Here is a 26,382-nt window from a genome sequence, read left to right on the forward strand (position 1 = left end):
TTTCCCGTATAAAAGGAAAGATGGTGATTTATAATATTAGCTAATTAAATTGGGTAAATTAAAATTATAATATAAATTTATAATTCTCTTTAGATAGTTATAATAGATAATTTAAACCGATATAAACACATACTTTAAAAGAAATGCTTCAAAAATTAAAAAAAGAGGCACAAGTGCTTGGAAAGTCACTTGAGCCTCTGTTAACTATTTTTTTACAGATTTTAATTTAATTAACCATTTTAACTATCATCATTTTCAAAACTAGCATCGTTTAATCTTCGTGCCGCTTACGTTGCCTGAAACCGAGCCAACTAAACAACCCAGTGATCAAACCTAACAGCGACAAGCCACCAGCTTCATAATCCTGCTCACCCGTCTGGGGTAATCGATTCTGTTCAACCGTTGAATCGGAGTTTGCATGACCGGAAACTGCATTCTGACTTTCAAGGGTAACGGCGCGGTTCTTGGCAAATGCACTTTCATCGGCGACGCTGCCATTAGCAGAATCCCTACCAAATGAACCATTTGCTTCAGCATTCATTTGACCCTTTCGAAGGCCGAAAGTGACATCACTCGACTGGCTTGAGCCTGAAGTAGTTGGCTTCTTTGCTTTAACCGGTCGGGATGACTTACCAGGTACTGTTGGGGTTTTCGGTGAATTAGGCTTCGTCTTTTTACCAGAATTACCCTGACCCGTTATCGTCTGAGGACCCTTAGGCTTTGTCGGTACAGTTGAATTCCCTGAATTACCAGGATTACCGGGATTACCTTGGGTGCCGGTATTACTTGGATTACCGGGATTAACTGGTGTGGCGGGAACGTTAAAGTGTGTTAAATCAGGTTCAAATGACGTTGGATCACCAGTCCGGTCCAAGATATATCCGGGTAGATTCGGCACCACAATTGCCGTGCCAGTGTTTCCAGTGAGTTGAATTGTGCTGATTGGTTGACCAGTCTTGGTATTGACATAAGTGACACTCACAGTCAGCTTATTAGCTGTGTACGTCACGGTAACCTGCTCGTTTTGCGGGATTGCACTCGCTAGTCCTGGCTGGTAAGTTTTCTTACCAACACTGCTTGGATCCGGCCTATAGCCCGCAACAGTTGGTGAAGTCACTGCGTAATAACCATTCACGGGAGTCGCAATACTTTCACCGGTTACTTCATCGGTGGTGATATTCCAGGTCGTCGTTTGTACTTTGTCAGCTGGTGCTAAGCCAGTGTTAGTTGCACCTTGGACAACGTAATGAATGGTTCGAGTTGTGAATTGCTGACTATTCTTTACTGCGTGAACCACGTGAACTGGGATAACTTGATTCGCATTGGCCGTAAATGTATAGGTGCCGTTATCAGCCTGGCCCTTTGCTAGAACGTATCCAGCTGGTAAATTATTGGTATTCCAATAAGCTGTCCCATTCGTTTTTCCAGTGATCGTAGCTGTCGTTTTTAATACATTGCCATTATTTGCGTCATCGACATATTCCACGGTCACACTTTGCGGAGCTAAAGAATAAGTTACTGTCACCGTTTCATTCTTTGGCATTGCACTCGTTGTTCCTGGCTTGTAAGCCTCAAGCGCGACAGTGTCCGGATCTGGCGTATAGCCCGCAAGCGTTGGTGAAGTGACTGCAAAATAGCCATTGACGGGAGTCGCAATACTTTCACCGGTCACTTCATCGGTGGTAATATTCCAAGTCGTCGTTTGTACCTTATCAGCTGGCACTTTACCAGTAAAACTGGGGTCATTAACCACGTAGTGAATCGTCCGAGTCGTTGTTTGCTGACTGTCCTTAACCGCGTGAATAACGTGGACGGGCACAACTTGATTTGACTCAGCCGTGAAGGTATACGTCCCACTAGCAGTCGCCCCATCAGCAAGTTGATAACCGGCAGGTAATGTCATCCCGTCCGTGTTCCAACCAATTGCCTGCCCGGTATCACCATTAACCGTCTTTGAGTCCACGATGGCACCGTTATTATCATCATCTACATACTCGATTTTGGCACTTTGCTGCGCGACAAGTTCGTATTGAACGAAGTCACCATCGAAAGTATTGTCAACGGGTTGACCGAAAGCAGCGGCACCATCCCCTGTACTGTCGACAATAGTTGGGGTCACTTTACCAGTTGAATCAGTGACTAATTCATATCCGGCCGGCAATAACTTCTGATCAGCTGCAGAAAAGTCGGACAATTGTGTTGGGTAATTGTTGGTGAACGTGTCACCATCCTTCAACGTTTGTTGTAAATCAGTCAAATCAACATATTTGTCAGTGCCAGTGGCATCTACATAGTGATAACGTGCCGGAATGATGGCAGTACCAACAATGTTAATCGAAGCATCGTCCGAGCTAATGTTGACCTTACCACCGTTGCCATAGAATGCGGTCTGCAATGTTCCGGTGTCGCCAACCATCTTCTCGATTGTAATCGTCTGATCACCGACCGTTTGATTAGCAACTTGACCGTTGATTGCGATCCGGCCCGTTGAGCTATTCGCTTTGATGCCACTGATCTGAATAATGATCGACCGAATAGCTGACCAGTCAGACACTTGATCTGCAGTCACGTACCCAGTCGTATTTGGTGCGGTGTCCGTGGCGGAAAAGACTTGCGGTGAAGTGGAATAAAGTACGGTGGCCTTGATCGGATCACCAGTACTATTAGCAAGGGTATAATGGGTTGGCATCTCAATTGGTCCGGTAAGGTCAATGGTGAACGTAGAACCCTTTGAATCACCAATTGTTGGTAAGTTAATCGCGACTGACGCATTACTGTCGGCGGCGTTGTCGTCAACAGCCGTATAGACAATGGAATCGTAGAAGGTCATGTCTGGCGAACCATGATTGCCACTGGCACCTGACTTGCTCGCCTGAGTGCCTTGGTTGCCCTTGGCCATCGAAGTGGTGAAAAACGAGCTTGCAGTGGCGATCGTCCACAGCCATGCCGGGTCATCAACTTCACTATCCATCAAGTAAGCATCCGTATGACCTTCAACAAATGAAAGGTCACTTGGTTGAGTGGTATTTTTTAACTTAGTGGTTGGTGACACAATGTAAACAGCATAGGGGTATTTCCCTGGAAGAGCGTCGGGGTCGTTAGCCAGTGTGACAGCACCCCAATAACCAGTTTTTTGACTAAAATCGACCGTTTCCCCAGTACCTGAATAATCAATCTTAACCACTGTCTGACCATCATCAGCTGTAAATTCAGAAACTTTGGCGTGGGTTGTTTCGGTTAATTGAGAACCATCGGGAGTTATTGGGATCCCAGTCGTTGATCCTGGCACATCTGTGTACCACGGCAGACTATTAATTGACGCCACCGTGGTCGTCTTAGGAATGACAAAGTAAAATGTGGGTTCATAAACGTCATTTGTATTTTGACCAATGCTGTCCAAATAGCGGACCTCAAGTGTCCCCGCATTCGAATTGCCTGGATCAGAGCTTCTAACGACCGTGTAATTAGAAGCGAGCGCCAAGCCTTCCGTAACCTGCTGGATAACGGACGAGTCAGCAGTCGGCGTGCCACCGTTAGCGTCAAGGCTAACTGAAGCAGTCGAGGTCAATTGATCACCATTTACAACCGCCTTTGTGCCGTTATCATAGGTATTAGAAAGGTGCCCCAGAACTTCAAAACTATCAGCTGTGCCCAAATTGTTTGCATAGGTACCAACGGCGATTTTATTCGGAACAAAGACTGCTGAACGAATGGGTGAATCTGCTGTTGGTGTAGCCGTACCGCCGGCGTTGACGGTGCCAGTTTCCGTACTGCCATCCGCAAGTGTCAGCGTATAGGCCCAACTACTCGTATCTGGCAGATAACCCGATGGACTAACATCTTGGACAGGGACCTTAATTTCCGTTGCATCCAGACCATCTGGAATGGTAACTTGAATCTGAAAATGATCCACCGGACTTGCATCATTCAAGGCAAAGCCAAAACTATCGATGTAAGCTGGATCGTCATCAGTATTATTATCTAGTACGAGTTTGGAAGCGTCAGCTCCGGAATTACCCTTGATTGTCGGAGTAGCACTGACTTGGCTCGGCTGACCAGTCGCTTGAATGATCACGCTCCAAGGACTGGCAGAATCGGTTAACGTATCGCCGTCTGAATTGATCACCTGAGAAAACGTTGTGTTGCCATTTGCTGTGAGCGTCTGATCTTCATTTGTCTGTGCAACATCGAAATCACCGATAAGTTTGTAGCCAGCCTGGGCATTTGAACTTTCGTACTGAGCACCCGACTTAGCAGGCACGTTAATCACAACATTAGTTCCCTTGCCCCCGGGCTGAGTAATCGTTGTTGCATCTCCAAAAGCATTAATTTGCTTTGTACTGGCAGCATTTAACACAAAACCTGTTGGCACGGGAATGGTAATGGTTGTTCCGCCATAGTTATCACCACTGTGAACCCGTGACACAGGATAGCTGTCATCCTGAACACCATCAGTTTCATTGACATTTAGTGAAAAGACGTAATCCTGATCGGGTAAAATTTTGGTGACTTTCGTGGCATCAGGGTAAACCATGGATACCGATGACAAATTGGTAGTTGGCTGAATCGTTTGGGTAAATGTCACGCCTGGCTGTTTAACACCATTGATTGAAAAACCGACCGTTTTGGTCACTGTTTTGCCGACGTCATTCATGCCGTCGTCAACGTAGACATAGTTGTTGTTTAGATTAAACGAGATCAACTGAGTCGTGGTCGTATCCGCTGCAAAAGTATCCGTCACCGTCTCTGATTTATCAACATTGTGAGTGACTGTTGTAGTCCCCGCTGAAGCGTCTAACGGATTGACCGATGAAAATTGATAGACCCCCGAATCAGCAGGCAGCGTAATCGCGTAAACGTCACCAGCCTTAGCATTCGCTTGTAACGTTAGCGTTAACTGATTGCCTTCACCTGTCTTGTACCCCACCTTAGTCGCCGAAAGGCTTAAAGTGCCAGTCGACTCAGTCACCGGATCACTTGCAGCAGCGGTGATTTGCTGGGCTTGCCTGGTCGCTTCATAAACCTGTTTGGCACTTGCTTTGGCCTCATTCAGTTGAGCTTGGGTTGGATCCACTAAAGTCTTTGAGTCCCCTGTTTGACTCTCCGAACTGGCTGCAGTTGATGACTGCACGGACGGATGATTGCTAGACTGGTCAGCAGTAGAAGACTGAGGTTCGTTTACAGCTGAATTACTAGCGGGTAGTGCCGACTGACTCTGACTTTCGACTAAAGATGACGCTGCAGAAGTTGCGCTAGCAGTGCTATTAGAAGTGCTTGCAGATCTAGCAGCGACGCTTGCTGGCACATCATTTGCTGCACTCGGACTGGTATGTAGCACAGTTTGTTTGCTAGTCGAATCAGTTGCGGACGGAACTTTGGTCTGCACATTAACCGACTGCGCATGATCACTTGAACCTTGAGCATCAGCATGGACTGCAGTGGGATTCAAGCTGAATAATAACCCCGCGCTTAAAGCTAGACTAGCTAAACTGGCATATAACCATCTCGTTCCAGCTTTATATGCCTTATAATGTTCCCGCGAATTAGCCTTTACCAACCTAATTCGATTGTTTTTTCCAACCATAAATAGTGTTCCCCCTTAACTAAATCCATAAACTGTCAATTAACCACTGTAAAAAATTTAATCCCTCTTAAAACCTCTCAAAGACGTCATAGACAACCTTTGGCGTATCAAACTTGTACTTCTCCTGATTCATACATTGTTTAACACCAATAATTATAAGTCTCCATTTATGTGCAGTAAAGGTTTTTTGAGCATTAAAATTAATAAACTTTTAATAAATACCGAGTTCATCGCTTAATCCTTTAGTTCTAGTTACCTTTTCACCCACAAACTGACGCTGATTAAAGGGCATCAAAAAACCGGACCCACCTGCATTTGCAAGCGAGCCCGGCTCTTAAACTTTATTTAAATCGATTTATTCCAAGAAATCCTTCAGTTGCTTCGACCGTGATGGGTGACGCAACTTGCGAAGCGCCTTAGCTTCGATTTGACGAATCCGTTCGCGCGTAACGCCGAAGACCTTACCGACCTCTTCCAAGGTCCGCGTCCGGCCGTCATCCAAACCGAAACGAAGCCGCAAAACGTTTTCTTCTCGATCAGTCAACGTGTCCAGAACACTTTCAAGCTGTTCCTTCAACAACTCATAAGCGGCATGGTCAGCTGGACTAGTGGCATCATCGTCTTCAATGAAGTCACCCAGATGAGAATCGTCTTCTTCACCAATTGGCGTCTCCAACGAAACGGGCTCTTGAGCAATCTTCAAGATCTCACGGACTTTTTCCGTTGGCATATCCATTTCAGCACCAATTTCTTCAGGCGTTGGTTCACGACCAAGGTCCTGCAATAATTGACGTTGAATCCGGATCAGTTTGTTGATGGTTTCCACCATGTGCACCGGAATCCGGATGGTCCGTGCCTGGTCGGCAATTGCACGGGTGATGGCTTGACGAATCCACCAAGTGGCGTAAGTGGAAAATTTGAAACCTTTACGGTAATCGAATTTCTCAACGGCCTTCATCAGACCCATGTTACCTTCTTGGATCAGGTCAAGAAATTGCATGCCCCGGCCAACATACCGCTTAGCAATGGAAACCACCAGCCGTAAGTTAGCTTCGGCTAATTCCTGCTTGGCTTCCTCGTCACCCTGCTCGATCCGAAGTGCTAAGGCGACTTCCTCATCGGCAGTTAACAGCTTAACCCGGCCAATTTCCTTCAAATACATCCGAACTGGGTCGTTGATCTTGACACCGGAAGGCGCAGACGTATCCTTTAATTCACTGGCACTGACTTTTTTAGCAGCCTTAACTGCCCGTGAGTCTGGATCACCATTTTCATCGACCACGCTGATCCCAGCGTCTTCAACTTTTTCAAGTAACCCGTCCATCTTTTTCGCGTTTAAGCCAAATGGTGATGCAATTTTATCGGAGAGCTCATCATAGGTAACTTGACCCTTTTTCTTAAAATCTTTCACTAGGTCCTTAACAGCTTTATCGTAACCCTTTTGATCAAATGTCTTGCTGTTTGTTTCTTTTGCCATTCGAAAGCCCCCTAAGCTTGTTTTTGAGACTGCTTTTGTTGTTGCAACTTAATATAATCGATCACTAACTTGCGCACTTGGTCGTTGTCACCTAACCGTCGTGCTTCTTGCAAAGCCTGCTCAGTTGCCTTGATCTGTTTGGTTAGCGGTGCAACGTGCATAATCAACTGAATGTAATCGTCAATTTCACCTTCACCGATCGAATCGCTTAACTGTAGTGATTCCAGTTCAACCACCAAGCGTTGTAAGTGATCATCGCGGATAAAATCAATGAACTGGGCTGGTGCGTATTCCTGATGCGTTTCAAAATACCCCTGTGCTAAGGTAAAAATCAGCTGGTAATCATCGTCGACAAAACTGAAGTTCGGCGTTCCGGTGACCCGTAGCCAAACGTCACGGTCGTGTAACATCCGAAACAATAACGCCCGTTCAGCCTTTTCAATTGACGAATACTTCACAACTTGACGCTGCTGCGGTTCAGCCGAATTCTGCCCGTCAGTAACTCCTGAAGTCACTGCCGGCTTTTTAACGGTTCGAGGCACCGGTTTAACCATGGCTAACTGCTGACGCAAACTAGTTTTATCAAGCTCAAACGTGTCTGCAAGCTGGGTAAGATACACATCTTGCTCAACTGGTGAACGAACCGTTGCTAAGATTGCTAAAATCTCGTCGAGGTACTGAAGTCGGCCGGCATCCGTAGCCACATCATACTGCGTTTTTAAGTAGCGCATTTCAAACGCCACCGGTGTTTCACGCGCGGACTCCAAAGCGTCGGCTAACTTTTGTTCACCATACTGTTGCCGGTATTCATCGGGATCTAAACCTTCAGGCATCTGAATGACACCCAGTTTTAAACTCGAATTATCGCGCAGAATCGTCAGTGCCCGCTGGGTCGCCTTTTGACCGGGTGTATCGCCGTCGTAGCAGACAAAGACCTGACCGGTGATCCGCTGAATCGCATAAATCTGTTCTTCAGTTAAGCTAGTCCCCATTGACGCAACACCATTATCAACCCCAGACTGGTGAGCTGACATCACGTCCATGAAGCCCTCAAACAAAATCAGATTACCCTGTTTGCGTACCGCACCGCGGGCGAGATCGAAGTTAAACAAAACCCGTCGCTTATTAAAAATCTCAGTTTCAGGACTGTTGAGATACTTCGGTTGATCAGGCGCCTGTTTCAAAATTCGACCCGAAAACGCAATCTCTTGTCCTGACTGGTTACGGATCGGATACATGATCCGGTTCACGAACCGGTCACGCAAATCACCATCCTGGTTTTCAATAAACAGTCCAGAATGCCGCAACATCTGGTAATCAATCTGACGTTCATCAAAGAATGGTTTCAGCAGCTGACGATCAGGTGCGAACCCCAAACCGTAGTCTGAAATGGTCTGATCAGTTAACCCGCGATGATGAAGATAATCAAGTGCCGGCTGTCCCATTTCGGTATTCATCAAAATGTGGGCGTATAACTTTGCCGCATCTTGATGGAGCTTAATAAGTTGGTTAGTTGGTGACTGTGGATCCCCAGACTGACCAGCACCAGTGGCAGCATTGACGATTTTTTCATCAAGTGGGACGTGAGAGAATTCTGCGACTTTAACCACTGCTTCTTGAAAGCTTAAATTTTCAAGCTCCATTAAAAACTTGAAAACGTTGCCCCCACGACCACAGCTAAAGCAGTGAAAAATTTGTTTATCCTCCGTGACTGAAAAACTAGGCGTTCGCTCTTCATGGAACGGACAAAGGCCAAAGAAGTTTTTCCCTTGTTTCTGTAATTGGACGTATTGACTAATAAAATCCACGATATCGGTTGCATCGCGGACTTGTTCAATCACGGCTTCGGGTATTCTCGCCACTGGCGCAACCCCCTTCAATATATAAATCAACAACGGAAAGTAATTGACCTGAACTAAAAACATTCAGCAATGGGCGCATTACACTATCAGAACGATTGATGACATAGTAAATATCTTTCTCTTCTGCATGTATAGCGTACGTAGTTATATAATATCAAGTTTGATGTAAAGGTGCAACTAATACGCCTGAGTTTCATGAATTGAACGCAACTGAAAAGGCGTTGACTATCCGAACATATGTTTGTATAATCAACTTAATCATTCAAAGGCGGTGATAAAATGACTCACTTCAATAATTTCACGGGTGTTGTACAGGCTGAACCGAAAGTGATCAAACAATTTCCAACCATGCTCTATGTGCCCATCATGACCACAACTGGACAGAAACTGCACTGCTTAGTTATCCAGCACGCTTTGGACTTTTTATACCGAGCGCATGCAGAATCACGGATTGCACTTTACGGCCATTTTAATCAACATCACCAGTTTGTCATCAACAAGTACTTTGTCAGCTCTCAGGTGGCGTAACCGTAAAATCATAACTTTTGCTTAGAGATTAGTATCTACTAAGCTATTTAACTAGTCAACAATCATGATTTTAAACGTGAATATGAATCGAGATTCCGATCATTACTAATTAAACCTAGATTCCCTTTTAAAAATCGAAAGTCCACAAAAACCGTCTATCTTGTCGATAGGCGGTTTTTAGCGATGCTCAAACTCTGCTGATTTTGCATTTTTAAAAATTTCTTCACTCAAAAATTTGCAGGACGCCACCATTCGAGATCCAACCATTGATCGACCGTTTAACAGGCAAAATCAAAAAGGCCTAACTATTTTCTACCCGAACAAATATTTGAACGTCTTTAAGTCTTGCTTAAGATGTCATCGCTAAACTGATTTCAATTATCAAACTATAACCGCTTAAGGAGAGCATGCTAATGACAACCAAATTGACAACTATTTTAACGAATCAGCTGATTAGACACCGACACGACAACCTCATTAAAGACGATGCCATGGGAAAATGGTTCACCGGTGCCGACCTCCAAGAAGACGTTGACACGTTTAAACTAGCCTTTATCAAGAGCAATCTTGGTCACAGCGACCAAATTCTAGTTTGCTTACCAAATTCTGCAGTTTTTCCAGTCATCAATCAGGCAGCTTGGGATCTTGGCATCATTGTTCACCCCATTTCACCGTCGACGCCGATTGCTAAACTTCGTGAAGACTGGCAGCAACACCAATACCCAGCGATGTTACTTGCGCCAACCCTGCTAGACAATTGGGACACTGATGACTGGCACCATACACAACTTCCGTTACATACCAGCCCCCATCTTGATTTTCTGGCTGATCCGCACTTAACCGCTGCACCCGCCGATCGGACCCCGGTAGCCGACTCAGACCTCGGTTTGATTTTAAATACTTCTGGAACTACGGGCGAACCCAAGCGTGTTGGCCTCACCCATGAAATGATGTTAAACGCTGCTACCAACGATGCAATCAGTAACCACATGGATGAAAACGACGTCGCGATGGTGACGATGCCGATGTTTCATATCAATGCCCAGGTCATGACCACCCTATCAACTAGAGTATCGGACGGTAAAGTGCTTGTCACCCAAAAGTTTTCCGCCAGCCATTTTTGGCAACAGATCTATGATAATGGCGTCACTTGGGTGTCGGTCGTACCCACCATCGTGTCGTTTCTGCTCTTAAACGAAAAGGCTAATGCGGCCTATAACCGTTTAAAAGACGGCATTCACCTGCGTTACATTCGTTCCAGTTCATTTGCGCTAGCTGAAGAACGGCTTAAGGCTTTCCAAAACCGTTTTGGAGCACCAATCATCGAAGGCTATGGCATGACTGAAGCTGCTAGTCAATGCACCATCAATCCCTTTGACGCTCCCAAAATTGGTTCAGCGGGTAAACCATTTGGTACGGAGCTGAGTTTAATGGTGGATGGTCATTTAACTAAAGCCCCGCACGTTATGGGTGAAATCGCAGTGCGCGGTAATCACATTATCACCCACTATATGGATCCTAACCCGGACAGTTTTAAGGACGGCTGGTTCTTAACCGGTGACTTAGGCTACCTAGACGAGGATAACTATTTATTCGTCAAGGGCCGCAAAAAAGAAATCATCTCCCACGGTGGTGAAAAGGTGGCTCCAGCGGCAGTAGAAAATACGTTGAGTGAACTCGCCTTTATCGAGCAAATCTCCGTAATTGGTATGCCTGATGATCTCTACGGTGAAGAAGTCACGGCGGTCGTTGTTTCCACCACGCCAGGTCAAAATGAGGATGCTCAGCGAAAAGCCATCTTTGACTACAGCAAAATCCACTTAGCACGTTTTGAATCTCCTACCAGAGTCGAATTTTTGCCGAGTTTTCCGCGTAACATTACCGGTAAAGTCTTACGCCCGAAATTGAGGGAACTGTTAATGAAAAAACAAGCTGACAAAGAGGCTTGATAATCAAAATCATCTCTCATGAACATCGTTAATGACTGTCCTAACATCGTCGTTGAAACGTTCACATCGCTGATAGCTTTTCGAAGAGCGTTTTGACACCCTTCAGCCGAAAACATAATGGTCGCAAAATACACTAAAAATGACACTGAACTGGATCTGGTACGAAGATTTGACCGCATTCAACTATTTTTAATGGCCTTAAACCAAACTTAACCGGTTATGGATTAAACGCTTTAGTTCTAAATGACATGCTAAATGAAAGTTCAACAAATTTCTTTTGAAAATAAGTCTCGTGATTCATTTTAAAACGCCTCCTGATAAATTAGTCCTCGGATAACTCAGCTTTTGTTTTCAAATGGTATAGCTAATTTGTGAAAGCACGGATACTAATTATTCGGTGCTTATAACAGTATATTGATTTATTAATTACTAATGGTATACTTATTATCACAAAAATAATTTTTGAATTGGTATAGTTATTAAACAGCTTATTTTATGCATTTTTTAGCACTTAAATTATTATTGGCATATATTTAAATTAAATGGTTTAGGCCGTTTGAGTTTCCATTCCACAGAACCATTAACGATTAAGTAAACGGAGGAATTCTATGACTACTGATCAATTGCAGCAATTAAACATTATTCAAGATAAGCTGGTATACCACCAGATCGTTTTGTTTAACCAGCTCACTTCGTTCCCGCTTGCCTCTCTGGGTCGCGGTACCGCATCCGTTCAGATGCACCGGGGAAACTTTGAGATGAGAGATACATTAAGTGAAAAGATTCCTCTCCAAACCATCAAGATCACCCAAAATAAATCCGATTGGACTCTGTTACTTGGGCATGAAAGTATCGCTTATCTCTCATTAAAATTTTTACTCTCGGCACAAGATCGACTCGTCGTCACCCCAACCATCCTTAAAGGCAATTGGAATCGACTTTGGCTGCGTCTGAACGCGCAAGCCAACGAACAGATATATGGTTGCGGCGAGCAACTATCCTATTTTGATCTGCGGGGTCACCACTTTCCGCTATGGTCGTCAGAACCTGGTATTGGCCGCAATAAACACACCTTGACGACTTTCCAGGCGGACCAAGAACATGCCGGTGGTGATTACTACACTACAAACTATCCGGAGGCAACCTTTATTTCAAGTCAAAAGTATTATTGCCACGCGGATACATATACCTACGCCGATTTTGACTTTAGAGCTCCTGATCACCACGAACTGCAGTTTTGGGGGATCCCAACTAAGCTGACGTTTGAAACCGCAACTGATTTTGAAAGTTTAACGTCTAAATTAAGCCGGTTATTAGGCCGGACTCGTGGGTTGCCTGATTGGACGAATAACGGTGTCATCCTGGGGCTGCAAGGGGGTACCAAACGGGTCAACGAAATTAAGACCCGTCTTGAAGCTCACGGCGTTAAAATTGCGGGTCTCTGGTGCCAAGACTGGGAAGGTGTCCGTATGACTAGCTTTGGGAAACGCTTATTTTGGGACTGGCAGCCTGACACTTCTCTTTATCCGAACCTGAAGGATCAAATCAACGCTTGGCGCCAGTCCGGTATCCGTTTTCTAGGCTATATCAACCCATACGTGGCCTCGGATTCAGCCTTATTTAAAATTGGTACTCACAACGGCTACTTTGCCAAAAACAAAGCTGGCGACGTTTATCTAGTGGATTTCGGGGAATTCAACTGCGGCGTAGTGGACTTTACAAATCCAACCGCCTTTGAATGGTTCAAGCAGCTGATTCAGCAACGATTGATCAATGAAGGATTCGCCGGCTGGATGGCTGACTTTGGTGAATACTTACCCACCGACGTGGTCCTTTTCGACCACTCTGACCCCATGGCGCGGCATAATCAGTGGCCGGTACTGTGGGCTAAATGCAACTATGAGGCAGTCCGTGCTTCCCCCAACGCCGATCAGCTCCTCTACTTCATGCGTGCTGGAGCCACTGGTAGCCAGCATTATAACCAATTGCTCTGGGCCGGGGATCAAAGTGTGAATTGGAGCCGTGACGATGGGCTGATCTTCACCATCCCAGCAGCACTTTCCAGTGGTTTGATCGGCAATAGCCTCAGTCACAGCGATATTGGCGGCTATACCAGTATGTATGGCAACGTCCGAACCAAGGAACTCTTCATGCGCTGGGCTGAAATGGCGGCCTTTACGCCAATCATGCGAACCCATGAAGGCAACCGGCCTGATCAGAACTTCCAAGTCTATGATGACCCGGAGGCCATGAATCATTTGGCCAAATGCACTGATTGGTTTGTGACCCTTAGTCCGTATCGCCAGGCCGTGGTTCGCGACGCCGTTAAGCTGGGCTTACCCGCTCAGCGGCCGCTAATGATGTATTACGACGACTCACAGGCGATGCGCTGCCAGTCCGAATACCTGTTTGGGCGGGACCTGCTAGTAGCGCCCGTTGCCCAACCAGCCCAGAAAACTTGGCCGGTATTTCTGCCAGACGATCAATGGGTTCATCTCTGGTCTGGTAAAGCATATGGCAGTGGCACTCATCAGGTTGCGGCTCCGCTTGGGCAGCCACCCGTTTTCTACCGTCAACAATCGCCATATACCAAATTATTTCAAACTCTAGGAGGTCTGCAATGAATTATCAAGTCATTAATCCCTATACCGGTCAGCGGGTTGCTGAATATCCTCAAACGACAGACGCCCAATTAGAAGTCGCCCTGCACGTTGGTGATGATTACTACCATAGCCACTATAGTGAGCCCTTAGAAGTTCGGCGACAGCAATTGCAAAATATCGCGAATACCTTTGCGGGACACACGGTTGAGCTTGCTCAAACCGCCACTACCAACATGGGTAAGCTTTATCGCGAGGGCTTGGGTGAAGCAAAGGCCGCCGCTAAAATCGCCCAGTACTACGTCAATCACGGTGCCACAGCCCTTCAAAACAAACCTTACACCTATCAAAATGGCAAGCAAGCCCTTCTCGAATACGATGCCACCGGAATCGTGTTAGCTATCGAGCCCTGGAACTTTCCGTACACGCAAGTTATGCGCGTCTTTGCACCGAACTTCTTACTGGGCAACCCGGTCATTTTAAAACACGCAGCTATAGTAGCCGGATGTGCCAGTTTATTTGAAAAACTAGTTTGGTCGGCTGGCGTCGAAAATGGCGCCTTCCAAAACCTATTCTTATCTAACGACCAGGTTGCTACAGCGATTGCTGATCCACGGATTCAAGGTGTTGCGCTGACCGGTTCACCCAAAGCCGGCCGTACTGTGGGCGCTGAAGCTGCCGCATCACTGACAAAATCCACGTTGGAACTGGGTGGTAACGACGCCTTCGTTGTACTGAACAGTGCCAACGTGGATCAGGCCGTCAAAGATGGGGCCACATCACGGTTACGCAACGCTGGGCAAGTCTGTACCTCAGCGAAGCGCTTCATCGTCCAGGCAGCCGTAGCCGAAACATTTATCCGTAAAATGACTCGGGTTTTTGAATCCCAGGTTATGGGTGATCCCATGGCTGATACCACAACCATTGCCCCGTTATCGTCAAAAACTGCGCAATTAAGACTGCAGACACAGGTTAAAATTGCGCTTGAAAACGGCGCCAAAGAGTTAGTTGCTGGCGGTGTTGATAGCGATGTGTTAGGAAATGCATTTCGACCGACCCTATTAACCAACTTAACGGTTGACAACCCGATGTACGATGTGGAATTTTTCGGGCCAGTTGGTCAGATTGAGGTGGTCAATTCGACTGAAGAAGCGATCACGCGGGCTAATCAATCCCAATATGGTCTAGCCGGATCCGTTTATGCTGGCTCAACTGACGAAGCTTTTGCCGTAGCACAACGGTTAGAAACTGGGCAGATCTTTATCAACCAGCCTTCTAATGGCTATCCGGAGCTGCCATTTGGTGGCGTTAAAAATTCGGGTTACGGCCGTGAAATGAGTGATTTGGCACTGTATGAATTTGCCAATGAAAAAATGATTGCTAAGGGCACCAAAAATTAAGGAGGCATTTGATGGAGACTTCAGAAACCAAAGCTGCCACCGTTAAAAACCAGGATGCACCGCGAACGGTAACGCTTCGAAATAAAATTGCTTACGCTGTGGGCGATATGGGAAATAACTTCTTATTTGACATGGGACAGCTCTACTTATTGAACTACTTCACTGACCAAGCAGGACTGCCAAGTGCCGCAGCCGGTACCGTCTTCTTGGTTGCAAAAATCTGGGATGGTTTCGCAGACATGGGGGTCGGAACTTGGATCGACAACCGGTCCAACATTAGCAAGCGTGGCAAGTTTCGCCCGTTTCTTCTGTGGGCCGCCATTCCGTTAGCCATGTTACTGATTGCTAACTTTACCACGCCCAATTTTTCGGTGACGGGTAAATTAATTTGGGCCTATATTGCGTATATGCTATTCGGCACTTGTTACAGTATTTCCAACGTCCCCTTTGGCTCCATGATTCCAACCATGACTCGAAACAGTCAGGAACGAGCCGAACTGGCTTCCTGGCGGCAAGCCGGGTCAAACATGGGACTGATGCTGGCCACGATTGGTTTTATGCCAATCGTCAACAGTTTCACTAACGAAGGCACCGGCTATACCATCGCAGTGGTCATCTTTGCCATCCTGGGCGTAGCTTCCCAATGGTTTTCCTACGCCAACATCAAGGAAAATTACTCTTCGCCAGCTCGTGATAAAGTCTCACGGAAGACCTTAAAGGCCTCCTTTAAAGCCCTGTTAAAAAATAAACCGCTGATGACCTTGAGCTTAGTGAACCTCTTTACTTTTTCAGCCTTTAACTTAAAGCTGACCGTCCAAGTTTACTATGCCAAGTACATTTTGAAGGACACAGGAGCCGTCTCCCTTCTTGGCTTCTTCAGTATTGGCATGGTCTTCGTCTCGGTTCTATTAGCACCCATTCTCACTAAGCGGTTCGATAAAAAATACGTCTACATGCTGGGCTGTGCGATTTGGGCGATCGCAGATATTTTAGGTTTCTTCTTTGCTAACAACACCTTGTTATTTGTCTTCTTCACTGCTGTAGCGTACTTAGGGGATGGCTTTACCAGCGCTTTGAACTGGGCGTTAGTTTCCGATTGTGTCGAGTACGGCGAGTGGCAAACGGGTATCCGTTCGGAAGGCATGGTCTACTCGTTCTTTACTTACTTTAGAAAACTCTCCCAGGCCATCGCTGGCTTTGTCCCGGGAATCATTTTGGCCTGGGTGGGTTACGCGCCGGGTCAGACCCAGACAGCTCAAGCCCTGTTAGGTATCCGCGGTTTGATGTTTCTGTATTCTGCGGCTCTATCGATCGCCACTATTGTGCTGATGTACTATGCTTACTCTTTGACTGATCAACGTTACGGACGGATCGTTGCCGAGTTACTGCAAAAACGTGGCAGCGAACGGCTGGAAACCAATTAAATTAAAGGAGTCTTTCCGATGAAATACTTTTTAGACAGTGCCAAGTTAGATGAAATCAAAATTGCTTACGAAGATTACGGCTTTGATGGTGTGACCACCAATCCAAAGCACATCATGGCCAGTGGCAAGTCGTTTATGACAGCGATCCAAGATATCGCTAACTACGTCGCTGATAAACCCGACTTTCCAGTCTCCGTTGAGATCGATCCACATTTGAAGACGGCTAACGACATGGTAGCTATGGCCACTAAAATCAGCCAGATCTCACCCAATTTCGTGATTAAAATTCCCACTAATCCCGAAGGTATCAAAGCGGCTCGCCACCTGGAGGCAATTGGAATTCGAACCAATATGACGCTGGTCTTTTCACCTGCCCAAGCAATCATGCCTGGCAAGATTCACGCTAAGTACGTTTCACCATTCGTTGGCTGGAAAGAAGACTATGGCGATGATGGCATGAGCTACGTGAAAGATATCATGACGATTTATCATAATTACGGCTTTGACACCGAAATCATTGTGGCTGCCATTCGCAACGCTACGCAGATTCAACAAGCAGCCATCTACGGTGCTGATATTGTCACCTGCTCGCTAGCGGTTTATCAAAATAGTTTTCGTAATCCTTATACTGACCTCGGATTGCAAATTTTTCAAAATGCTTGGGATCACACAGAAACGGGGGATTAATTTGACCATTCTTGACCGAATTCGTTTAGAAAACCCAGAGATTCAGATACAAAGCGTCACTGATTTAAGCTTCGCCAATTATGGACGCGTCATTCAATTACCTTACCAAACCGAACTTAACCGGATACTGATTGATCGAACTGAAATCCCTAAGCAAAATAACGTTTACGTGCGTGATGATTCACAGTTTTTATTAACTGGCCAACGTGAGATCATCAGCCGAAATTTTTACGGTGAACAACCGATCGAGATCGGCTACTGCAATGGCAATAGCAATCGAATCAACGCTTTTGAATTCCATAATTGCTCTGAACTTAACCTGGCAGGTACAGACCTGATTCTGTGGCTCACCCACCGTCGAAACCTCGTGAACAATCAAACAAGTACTGCCTATGCCCGAGCTTTCTTTGTCCCGCATGGCACGGCAATCGAAGTTTATCCCACCACCCTGCACTTTGCGCCTAACCGGGTGTTAGCAAGTGGCTTCAAGTGCCTCGTTATTCTGACGGCACAGACCAATAGCCCACTGAAAGGTCAGCGTCAACCAGACGACCTGCTATTTCAGCACAACAAATGGTTACTGACCCATCCTGATAACCAGCAAATGGTCAACAAAGGCGCTTTCGTCGGTTTATCAGGCGAGAATTATTACATTAACCCAGTTACGGAGGCAACTATTTATGAGTAAAATCATCTATCTTCCCGTTGTTAGACGAAAGTTTGACGCTGATACTGCTGAAAAAATCATGCAGGCAACGCGCCAGCAGCTAAAGCCATACGAAGTGCTCACACCAGAATCAGCACTTGGTGACCCTACGGAATTGAGTCATTATTTAAGTTCGGTTCAGCATGAACAAATTGCCGGCATTATTTTTCACAACACCACCTTTACGGATGCTGAATTTATCAAACTGGTCCACGAATGGTATCCGACTACGCCAATCCTACTCCTGGCTCCGCACGAACCTAGCGTTGGTGGGTGGTTACGCTTAAACGCACTCACCGGCCTGATGAGTTCTGGCAACTATTTAGCCAGTCAGCACCATCAATTTAACCATGTCTATGGTAACCCTGACGAGCCAGCTGTTCGAAGCCAAATTGGCAGCTTTGTGAAAGCTGCTACCGTAAAAGATGCGCTCGCCCATCTAAACATTGGTGTCGTTGGCACTTATCCACCCGGCTTTTTCTTCTCAGATGCCAACGCTCACGAACTTCACGTACGCTTTGGCGCAACCTTAATTCACTACAACATCGACGATGCATTTGAACGTGCTTTAGCCTTAGCCCCAGCCGTGTATGCTGAACAACTCGACTACGCTAATGCTCATTTTACAGGTCTAAATCCAGAGGCGGAAGAGACCATTCGCTACGTAAAATTTGCCACACTGATGCAGCAGTATCAAGCAACCGATCACTTAGGGGCCCTCGCTTCGCGTTGCTGGCCAGACTTTTTTGATAAGTATCACAGTGCACCGGGTGCCGTTTGGTCACAACTCTGCGACCAGCTGTTACCAACCGCCATGGAATGTGATATTCATGGTGCCCTGTCCATGTACATCCTCCAGGAAATGACAGCTGATCACGACGCCATCTTTCTGGGCGACCTTGCAAGTATGGACCCAACCGATAACACTCTAACCACCTGGCACGACTATGGCGCTTTTTCGTTAGCAAACCCGAAGTACGGGGTCGAAGCTAGCGTGCATCCCAACCGAAAGATGCCGGTCAGTCCTAATATGTCGTTGAAGCCTGGCCAAGTGACCTTGCTGCGGGTCCACTACACCGAATTGGACGGGTATTCACTAGCTGTTTCACGCGGGACAGTTCTAGACACTAAACCGCAGTTCAATGGTGCTTCAGGCCGCATTCAAATGGAAGAAAACGTGACTAAATTAGTGGATGACTTGGTCGAAAACGGTTATGAATCCCACTTTGCAATTGCTTATGGCGACTACGTTGAAGATTTAAAAGCGTTAGGCCGATTACTAAAGTTGCCGGTTAAAGTTTATCTCAATTAATCAGTACCAATCACTGAGTGTTAAAGCAATATCATTATAATAAATAAGTGGCTGTATGCAATTTTATAGTGTACAGCCATTTTAATTGGTCATTCAGCGTTTAACTGGCGCTCAAAAGCGATTTGGAAACAGGGTAAATACCCGCAAATTAAAGGCTGTTTCAGGGCATATAGTGAATTAAGTCGCCTTTAAGTTACTTTTGCTAAGCTAGTAAAATCAAGGATTATTTCGATTGGAGTGATAGAGTTGCAGTTACAACCTGCTTTGGTTAATCGTGCCACTCAGAAGCGCCCGCACCTTTACGGCGTCGACTTTATGCGCATCTTCTTCATATGTGGTGTGCTGCTGAACCATACAACGACCAGTTCTCTAACCCGGATGGTGGACAAAAATGGTTGGCCCTACATGACACTGATTTCCACCCATTTAATGCTCCATTTTACACGGATGGGCTTCATGTTCATGACTGGTCTCGTCTTGACCCTTAGTTATTATAATCGAAACGCCTGGCCCACTTTTTTTAAGAAGCGGTTTGCGGGTTCTGGCTGGCCCTATTTATTGTGGAACTTTCTACTGTTGTTTGCGATGATGTTGTTCTCAGATCCTCACCTAGCCAACCTGTCCGTATTCTCACAGACTTACTGGGATGCCATTATCCACGGGGATCGTTTTTATCTCTATTACATTTTGATCACGTTACAGCTCTACGTCATTTTCCCTCTAATCGTGAAGCTCTTTAAAACCGTGAACCACCATCGTTTGATCTTAGTCAGTAGCTTCTTTATCCAAATGATGCTAATGTTTCTCATTAAATACTGGGTGTCACGCATTGATCGGTCTCACTGGCTCTGGTGGTTCAATAACTATGGCGATAATGTTTTTACATACCAGTTTTATTTCATTTTTGGAGCCTATACCATGTTGCACTATCAGGAGGTCTCAGCCTGGATCCAAAAACACATCAAGGCAATTGCATTGATCACGATTGGGTTAGGCCTGGGGACAATTCCCTACTTTCTGTGGTATAACGAATCAGTACTTGGATTGAGTGAAGGCCAATCCGTTTCCCCGCATCAGCCTTACATGCTGGTTTATGATACGATGATGATCATCCTGGTTTTTTGGCTGGGCAGAAAGTATGCTTACTGGCGCCAACACGGCATCTGGCAATGGGCGGAAACGCTTATTAAAAATGGTGCATTGATCAGTTTTGGCATCTACCTTGACCAGGAACTAGGGCTCAATATCTTGGATCGGGCCTTGATGCTGATCAAAGCTCCCGATTGGGCTTTCTTTTGGGCACTGCCGATCAGCTACCTTTTTGTGATCGGTGTTTCATTTATCGTTGCTTGGTTCTGCTACAAAGTACCCCCGTTTGGCATCCTCATCGGTCGACCGCAGTGGCACATACTGAAGAAGAATCGCCAAGTGGCTCACAGACGACAGCTTAAAAATGAAACCATCAAATGATGATCAACTCTAAGCCACAAAAAAAGAGTGGCCAAAAGTTAGTACTGGTAAGTATCGAACTGATATCTTAACGCAGAGGTCGTTAAAAATATCACTCATCCCCGAGACTGTACATGACCTAAACGTGCGTTAAAACTCAGATCCCGTCTATGCAAATAAAGAGCGCCGCAGATTCCAAATCAGGAATCCACGGCGCTCTTTGCTGTCATTCTAGAATCTAACCAGTTTTGTCTCACTCTCAGTAGCTTGGTTTTCCGTCCTTTTGAACTTCATTTTTCGCTTTGGCGTTAATTTGTGCTATTTAAACCTGCAGGCACCTGACCTTAAAAGCGCCCAAACTCCGCAGAATCGAATAAGACACAAAAAACCAGCTTGAGCCTCCGGCGCTCAGAGCTGGTATTTGATTACAGTTTCATTAATAGCATACCCATATTATATCACTATTCAATAGGTTGTCGAGTGGCACTATTCATTATCGATTTAAAATGTTTTTCAACATATAGAACTATCCAATAAACTCAAATCAAGACTAAGTCTATGCGACCTTGAAAATTGAATTCAAGTTAACCAAAAAACTATTTCACAACTAATTGATTCAAATCACCCAGCCGTAAAATCAAATCAGATAACTGTTTGAGTTGACTCAAACGGTTATTTTTGATCTGCTCATTTTTGTCCATCACCATCGTAGCTTCAAAATAGTTATTGATAATTGGCTTCAATGCTGCTAAGGCACTGTAGTAGCCTGGAATATCAAGTTCGGCAGCTTGCTTTGCAACACCGTCAACAGCTTCGTGAAGTTTCGATTCACTGTCATTGTTGAATAGTGCTGGATCCACTGGTGCAATTTGATTAGGATCCGCTTTTTGTGCTAACCGCAAGACTCGAGTTAAGGACTCAATCGTCCCCTTAAAGTCTTCATCATTTTGATGATCGCTTAAAACTTTAGCAGCCGCAAAATTATCTAAAAGATCAGTATTGGGTCCCTGAATCACCGCATCGACGATATCATGTTCCACCTTTTCACCCAGTAAGGTCACCTTGATCCGGTCCTTTAAGAAGGCTTCAACATCACTGATCTGTGCATTCTGGTCTAAATCAGGTGCCACGTTTTCACTAGTTTCGGCCTGAATGGCATTTTCAACCATCGTCTGGTCAAAGTGCCAGTTATTCTCACGAATGATCCGGACGATTCCAGTCGCTTGACGACGTAATGCGTAAGGGTCGTTGGAACCACTTGGAATCATGCCAGCGGCAAAGAAGGTTAAAATACTGTCCAGCTTATCGGCAATTGCCAGTACCGCGCCAACCGTTGACTCAGGCAGATCACCATCGGCAGAAATTGGCATATAGTGTTCCCGGATGGCCTGTGCCACCTCAGCATTTTCACCATTCAAGAGGGCGTACTTTTCACCCATCACGCCTTGTAATTCAGCAAATTCACCCACCATACCGGTGACCAGATCAAATTTATAAATGTGAGCAGCGCGGACAAGGTTTTTGATCTGCGCATCATTTAAGCCCAGAGTTTGCCCCAGCTGTTTGGCAATCACTGCTACTCGCTGCATCTTCTCATACATGGTGCTGATCTTATCATGGAAGCTAACTGATTTCAGCCGTTCTACGTATTCATCGATCGTTTGTTTTTGATCTTCTTGGTAGAAGAACATGGCATCCGATAAACGAGCGGCCAGCACTTTTTCATTCCCGGCCACCACGTTTTCAAGGTGAGCTTCATTCCCATTTCGCACGGAAATAAAGTGTGGCAGCAACTTACCCTTCTCATCTAGTACGTAGAAGAAGCGCTGATGATCACGCATTGAAGTGATCAACACTTCGTCTGGAATCGTCAGGTATTTCTCATCAAAGCCACCCGCAAATGCCGTTGGCCATTCGACCAAGTTAGTCACTTCTTCCAGCAGGTCCGGATTGACTTTAACCACCCAGTGATTTTGTTCAGCAATTCGATCGATCTGCTTCTTGATTTGAGCCTTTCGCTTAACCGCGTCAGCAATGACGTATTCGCTGGTTAATGCGGCCTCATAATCTGAAGCTTGCTCTAGCGTAATGGTTTTGCCTAGGAAGCGGTGACCCCGAGTTTCACGGCCTGTTGACACATCCAAGATTTCAAACGGGATCACCTTGTCATCTAACAGGGCTACCAACCACTTAATTGGTCGGATGTATTCGAAGTGGTAACTGCCCCACTTCATCATGGTTGGAAAAGTCATCCCCGTAACAACGTCTTTCAAACCAGCCAAAACGGATTCCACAGGTTCACCAGCAATGTGCTTTTCAACGTAAACGTATTCGGTGCCCTTCAATTCTTTGAAAGTGATATCATCAACGGTCACACCTTGACCGCGAGTAAAGCCTTGAGCAGCCTTGGTCCAGTTGCCGTCAGCATCCTGAGCGATCTTTTTAGCTGGCCCCTTGACTTCTTCATCGATATCCGGCTGCTTATCAGCTAAACCAGTCAATTGAACAGCTAATCGACGTGGCGTTGAAAACGACTTAATGTCAGCAAAACTGATTCGTTGTTGCTTCAAATACTGCTTGGTTTTTTGAACGAGTTGTTTGATGCTAGGGGTCACCACGTGTGCCGGCATCTCTTCCAGTCCAATTTCAAGTAAAAAGGTATGTGCCATTACTTCTTATCCTCCCCGTCTGCTAATAATGCCTGCCGTTTAGCTTCATCCTTGATCAACGGGAAGCCAAACTTCTTACGCTCTGCAACGAAAGCACGGGCAATGCTGCGCGCCATATTACGGATTCGAGAAAGGTAACCAGCCCGTTCAGTAACCGAGACGGCCCCCCGCGCATCAAGCAAATTAAACGTATGTGAACACTTCAAAACATAGTCATAGGCTGGGTGGACTAAGCCGTTTTTGATCTGTTGCTTAGCCTCCGACTCGTAATCATCAAAAAGCTGTAACAGCATCTTTTGATTACTCTTTTCAAAACTATAGGTCGAGTGTTCAATTTCGGGTTCACGGAAAATATCACCGTACATGACGCCGTCGCCCCATTCCAAGTCAAAAACGCTATCCACGTCTTGAATATAGGAAGCAAGTCGTTCCAAACCGTAAGTAATTTCGGAAGTCACAGGATCAACTTCTAAACCGCCAACGATTTGAAAGTACGTAAACTGGGTAATTTCCATACCGTCCAGCCAAACTTCCCAACCAACTCCGGCACATCCCATTGATGGGTTCTCCCAGTTATCCTCCACAAACCGGATATCATGCTCTAGGGGATCGATCCCTAATTCCTTTAAACTGTTCAAGTAAAGATCCTGAATGTTTTCAGGTGACGGCTTCATAACAACTTGAAACTGATGGTGCTGATACAACCGGTTCGGGTTTTCCGCGTAACGGCCATCTGCAGGTCGCCGTGAAGGTTCTACATAAGCAGCGTTCCAGGGTTCTGGACCAATTGCTCGCAAAAACGTATAGGGGCTCATCGTTCCGGCACCCTTTTCCGTATCATAGGCCTGCATTAGCATGCAACCTTGTGCGGACCAATACTGTTGCAAGGTCAAAATAATTTGTTGCATTGACAATTTCTTGGTCATAAACCAAAATCCTCCTATTTGTGACGACAATGTGGGTCAAGATAAGCACAAAAAAACGCCCCAATGTAGTCTGATAGACATACATAGGGACGAAAATATCTTCGCGGTTCCACCCTACTTCTGGGAAAGTCCCAGCAGCTTCGTTTACATCAGCTCTAAAAGTGCCAATCGATTCCCAATCACTCCAGCTTGCACCAACCCTGAAGTCGCTTAATAATTACGGAATCAACCCTCTTTTTTCATTGCCGATCACTATTTAATTCTTCATTATTCTAAGCGTCTGACCAGCAAATGTCAAACCGTGCTTGAACCAGGTATTTAACACCTAACCAACCACTATTTTAGATTGACTGAACCCTGCTTTGCCGAGAGCCAAATGGCACCAAGGATCAGTAGAAATGAGCCGGTAAATGCAACGTGCATCCCGGATATAAATAATTCTGGGCGACTGGGCAGGTAGGTGGTCACTTTAGTGTCCGCAATTAGACTCATGACGGTAAACAGGACTGAAGTTGACAGCGCCGTACCGGAGACCATCCCAACGTTTCTCGCTAACGCGTTAATACTGCCTGCACTACCCAACTGATCTTTACCGACCACTGACATCACAATGTCGCTGTTAGGTGATTGAAATAAACCAGTTCCGACCGCCATGATAACGGTGATCACCACGTAGACCCAAAGCGGACTGCGCAAATCTAAGAACCAGTACCCTAATTGAGATAGTGCGACGGTGCTCAACCCTAAAGCCACAATTTTAGCCGGGTTAAAACGATCGGCTAACACGCCGCCAACGGGACCGATGACCATCATCACAATTGGAAAAATCACCAGTAACAAACCGGCCTGACCCGCACTTAGCTGTCGAGCATCTTCCAAATAAAACGGCATCAGTACAACGGTAAAGAAATTAGACAGAAAAATTAAAATGGCTGCGCCAACACCGTACGAAAAAGCCTTAATTTTAAAGATTCCTAACGGCATTAGTGGAGACGAACTACGCTTTTCTGCTCGGATGAACCAAATTAGCGACAGGATTGCAATGACATAACCAATGATTGGAACCGGTTTTAAATACCCAACTTCTTGACCCCAGAAAATGGCGAGAAAAAAACTGACGATCAGTAACGCGAAGGATAAAAATCCAGGCCAATCAATCCCCTTGTTTGTAGACTGAGGCTTTGATTTGGGTAAGACAATTTGACCAAGGATCACGGCAAAGATTCCTAAGGGTACGTTGATCCAGAAAATGTATCCCCAGCTCAACCGGGACAGTACTAAGCCGCCAATCCCAGGACCAGCCACGGCGCCGAAGGCCACGAAAGTGCCAATCAAACCCATTGCCCGCCCCCGTTCCTTAAGCGAAAAGGTCGCGGTGGTGATTCCGTAAGTATTTGACAAGGTCATGGCAGAGCCGATTCCTTGGATAATTCGACCTAGAAGCAAAAAGCTAAAGGTCCATTGCAGACCGGATAAAAAAGAACCAATAATAAAAATCGCCGTTCCGATCCGAAAGACTTTAATTTTGCCATACATATCGCCTAACTTACCAAAAAACAAAAGGAGCGCACTCACAATAATCAAATAGATCGAGACTACCCACTCAATTTGATTCATGGGAATATCAAGCTGTTTGGCCATGATTGGCATGGCAATGTTTACAATGCTAAAGTCCAAATTACTCATAAAGGCGAAGATCCCAATTGAAAGCAGGATCCACCAGCGCCGTGGTTCCACTTCACTCATCATTTCAACCCCCAATGCTACTCTTATTGGCATGATTATAACTTGAAATGGCTGATTATTGTG

At 45.7% G+C, this 26,382-nt stretch carries 15 protein-coding genes; 9 read left to right on the plus strand and 6 right to left on the minus strand.

Annotation, left to right across the window (positions count from 1 at the left end; all coding sequences use genetic code 11):
- Window positions 1-271 precede the first annotated feature (271 nt).
- The 3 genes from GM612_RS00960 to dnaG form a co-directional block, all read right to left on the minus strand.
- On the minus strand, window positions 272-5,584 hold the full coding sequence (locus tag GM612_RS00960) for a mucin-binding protein (RefSeq protein ID WP_155430504.1): 5,313 nt from the start codon (window positions 5,582-5,584) through the stop codon (window positions 272-274).
- Window positions 5,585-5,939: 355 nt separating this feature from the next.
- Window positions 5,940-7,061, minus strand: a complete 1,122-nt coding sequence (gene rpoD, locus GM612_RS00965; RefSeq protein ID WP_155430505.1) for an RNA polymerase sigma factor RpoD — start codon at window positions 7,059-7,061, stop codon at window positions 5,940-5,942.
- Window positions 7,062-7,072: 11 nt separating this feature from the next.
- Window positions 7,073-8,923, minus strand: coding sequence for a DNA primase (gene dnaG / locus GM612_RS00970; RefSeq protein ID WP_343031732.1), 1,851 nt, complete (start codon window positions 8,921-8,923; stop codon window positions 7,073-7,075).
- 279 nt (window positions 8,924-9,202) lie between these two features.
- On the opposite strand from dnaG, the gene GM612_RS00975 reads away from it, so the two are divergent.
- The 9 genes from GM612_RS00975 to GM612_RS01015 all read left to right on the plus strand — a co-directional run bounded on the left by GM612_RS00975 (window position 9,203) and on the right by GM612_RS01015 (window position 20,999).
- Complete coding sequence (locus GM612_RS00975) at window positions 9,203-9,451, plus strand: hypothetical protein (RefSeq protein WP_155430507.1); 249 nt, start codon at window positions 9,203-9,205, stop codon at window positions 9,449-9,451.
- A 413-nt stretch (window positions 9,452-9,864) separates the two neighbouring features.
- Window positions 9,865-11,400, plus strand: coding sequence for an AMP-binding protein (locus tag GM612_RS00980; protein ID WP_155430508.1), 1,536 nt, complete (start codon window positions 9,865-9,867; stop codon window positions 11,398-11,400).
- Window positions 11,401-12,008: 608 nt separating this feature from the next.
- Window positions 12,009-14,024 (plus strand): alpha-glucosidase, encoded by a 2,016-nt coding sequence (locus tag GM612_RS00985; RefSeq protein WP_155430509.1) that lies wholly within the window; start codon window positions 12,009-12,011, stop codon window positions 14,022-14,024.
- Window positions 14,021-15,400 (plus strand): aldehyde dehydrogenase family protein, encoded by a 1,380-nt coding sequence (locus tag GM612_RS00990; RefSeq protein WP_155430510.1) that lies wholly within the window; start codon window positions 14,021-14,023, stop codon window positions 15,398-15,400. The genes GM612_RS00985 and GM612_RS00990 overlap by 4 nt, the downstream gene beginning before the upstream one ends.
- Before the next feature lie 11 nt (window positions 15,401-15,411).
- Window positions 15,412-16,824: a glycoside-pentoside-hexuronide (GPH):cation symporter gene (locus GM612_RS00995; RefSeq protein WP_155430511.1), complete on the plus strand. Its 1,413-nt coding sequence runs from the start codon at window positions 15,412-15,414 to the stop codon at window positions 16,822-16,824.
- Between the two features lie 18 nt (window positions 16,825-16,842).
- Window positions 16,843-17,511 (plus strand): transaldolase family protein, encoded by a 669-nt coding sequence (locus GM612_RS01000; protein ID WP_155430512.1) that lies wholly within the window; start codon window positions 16,843-16,845, stop codon window positions 17,509-17,511.
- A gap of 1 nt (window position 17,512) precedes the next feature.
- On the plus strand, window positions 17,513-18,199 hold the full coding sequence (locus tag GM612_RS01005; RefSeq protein ID WP_173021179.1) for a DUF4867 family protein: 687 nt from the start codon (window positions 17,513-17,515) through the stop codon (window positions 18,197-18,199).
- Window positions 18,192-19,529, plus strand: a complete 1,338-nt coding sequence (locus tag GM612_RS01010; RefSeq protein ID WP_155430514.1) for a hypothetical protein — start codon at window positions 18,192-18,194, stop codon at window positions 19,527-19,529. Before GM612_RS01005 ends, GM612_RS01010 begins: the two co-directional genes overlap by 8 nt.
- Window positions 19,530-19,775: 246 nt before the next feature.
- Window positions 19,776-20,999, plus strand: a complete 1,224-nt coding sequence (locus tag GM612_RS01015; protein WP_246147455.1) for an acyltransferase — start codon at window positions 19,776-19,778, stop codon at window positions 20,997-20,999.
- 575 nt (window positions 21,000-21,574) lie between these two features.
- Here GM612_RS01015 and glyS read toward each other — a convergent pair.
- The 3 genes from glyS to GM612_RS01030 form a co-directional block, all read right to left on the minus strand.
- Window positions 21,575-23,647: a glycine--tRNA ligase subunit beta gene (gene glyS, locus GM612_RS01020; protein ID WP_155430515.1), complete on the minus strand. Its 2,073-nt coding sequence runs from the start codon at window positions 23,645-23,647 to the stop codon at window positions 21,575-21,577.
- Complete coding sequence (gene glyQ, locus GM612_RS01025; protein WP_155430516.1) at window positions 23,647-24,573, minus strand: glycine--tRNA ligase subunit alpha; 927 nt, start codon at window positions 24,571-24,573, stop codon at window positions 23,647-23,649. Before glyQ ends, glyS begins: the two co-directional genes overlap by 1 nt.
- A 336-nt stretch (window positions 24,574-24,909) precedes the next feature.
- Entirely contained in the window at window positions 24,910-26,319 is a 1,410-nt protein-coding gene (locus GM612_RS01030; RefSeq protein WP_246147456.1) for an MFS transporter, read from the minus strand.
- Between the last annotated feature and the right edge of the window lie 63 nt (window positions 26,320-26,382).

Origin of the sequence: Secundilactobacillus folii, from assembly GCF_009720675.1 — a bacterium.
Lineage (GTDB): Bacteria > Bacillota > Bacilli > Lactobacillales > Lactobacillaceae > Secundilactobacillus > Secundilactobacillus folii.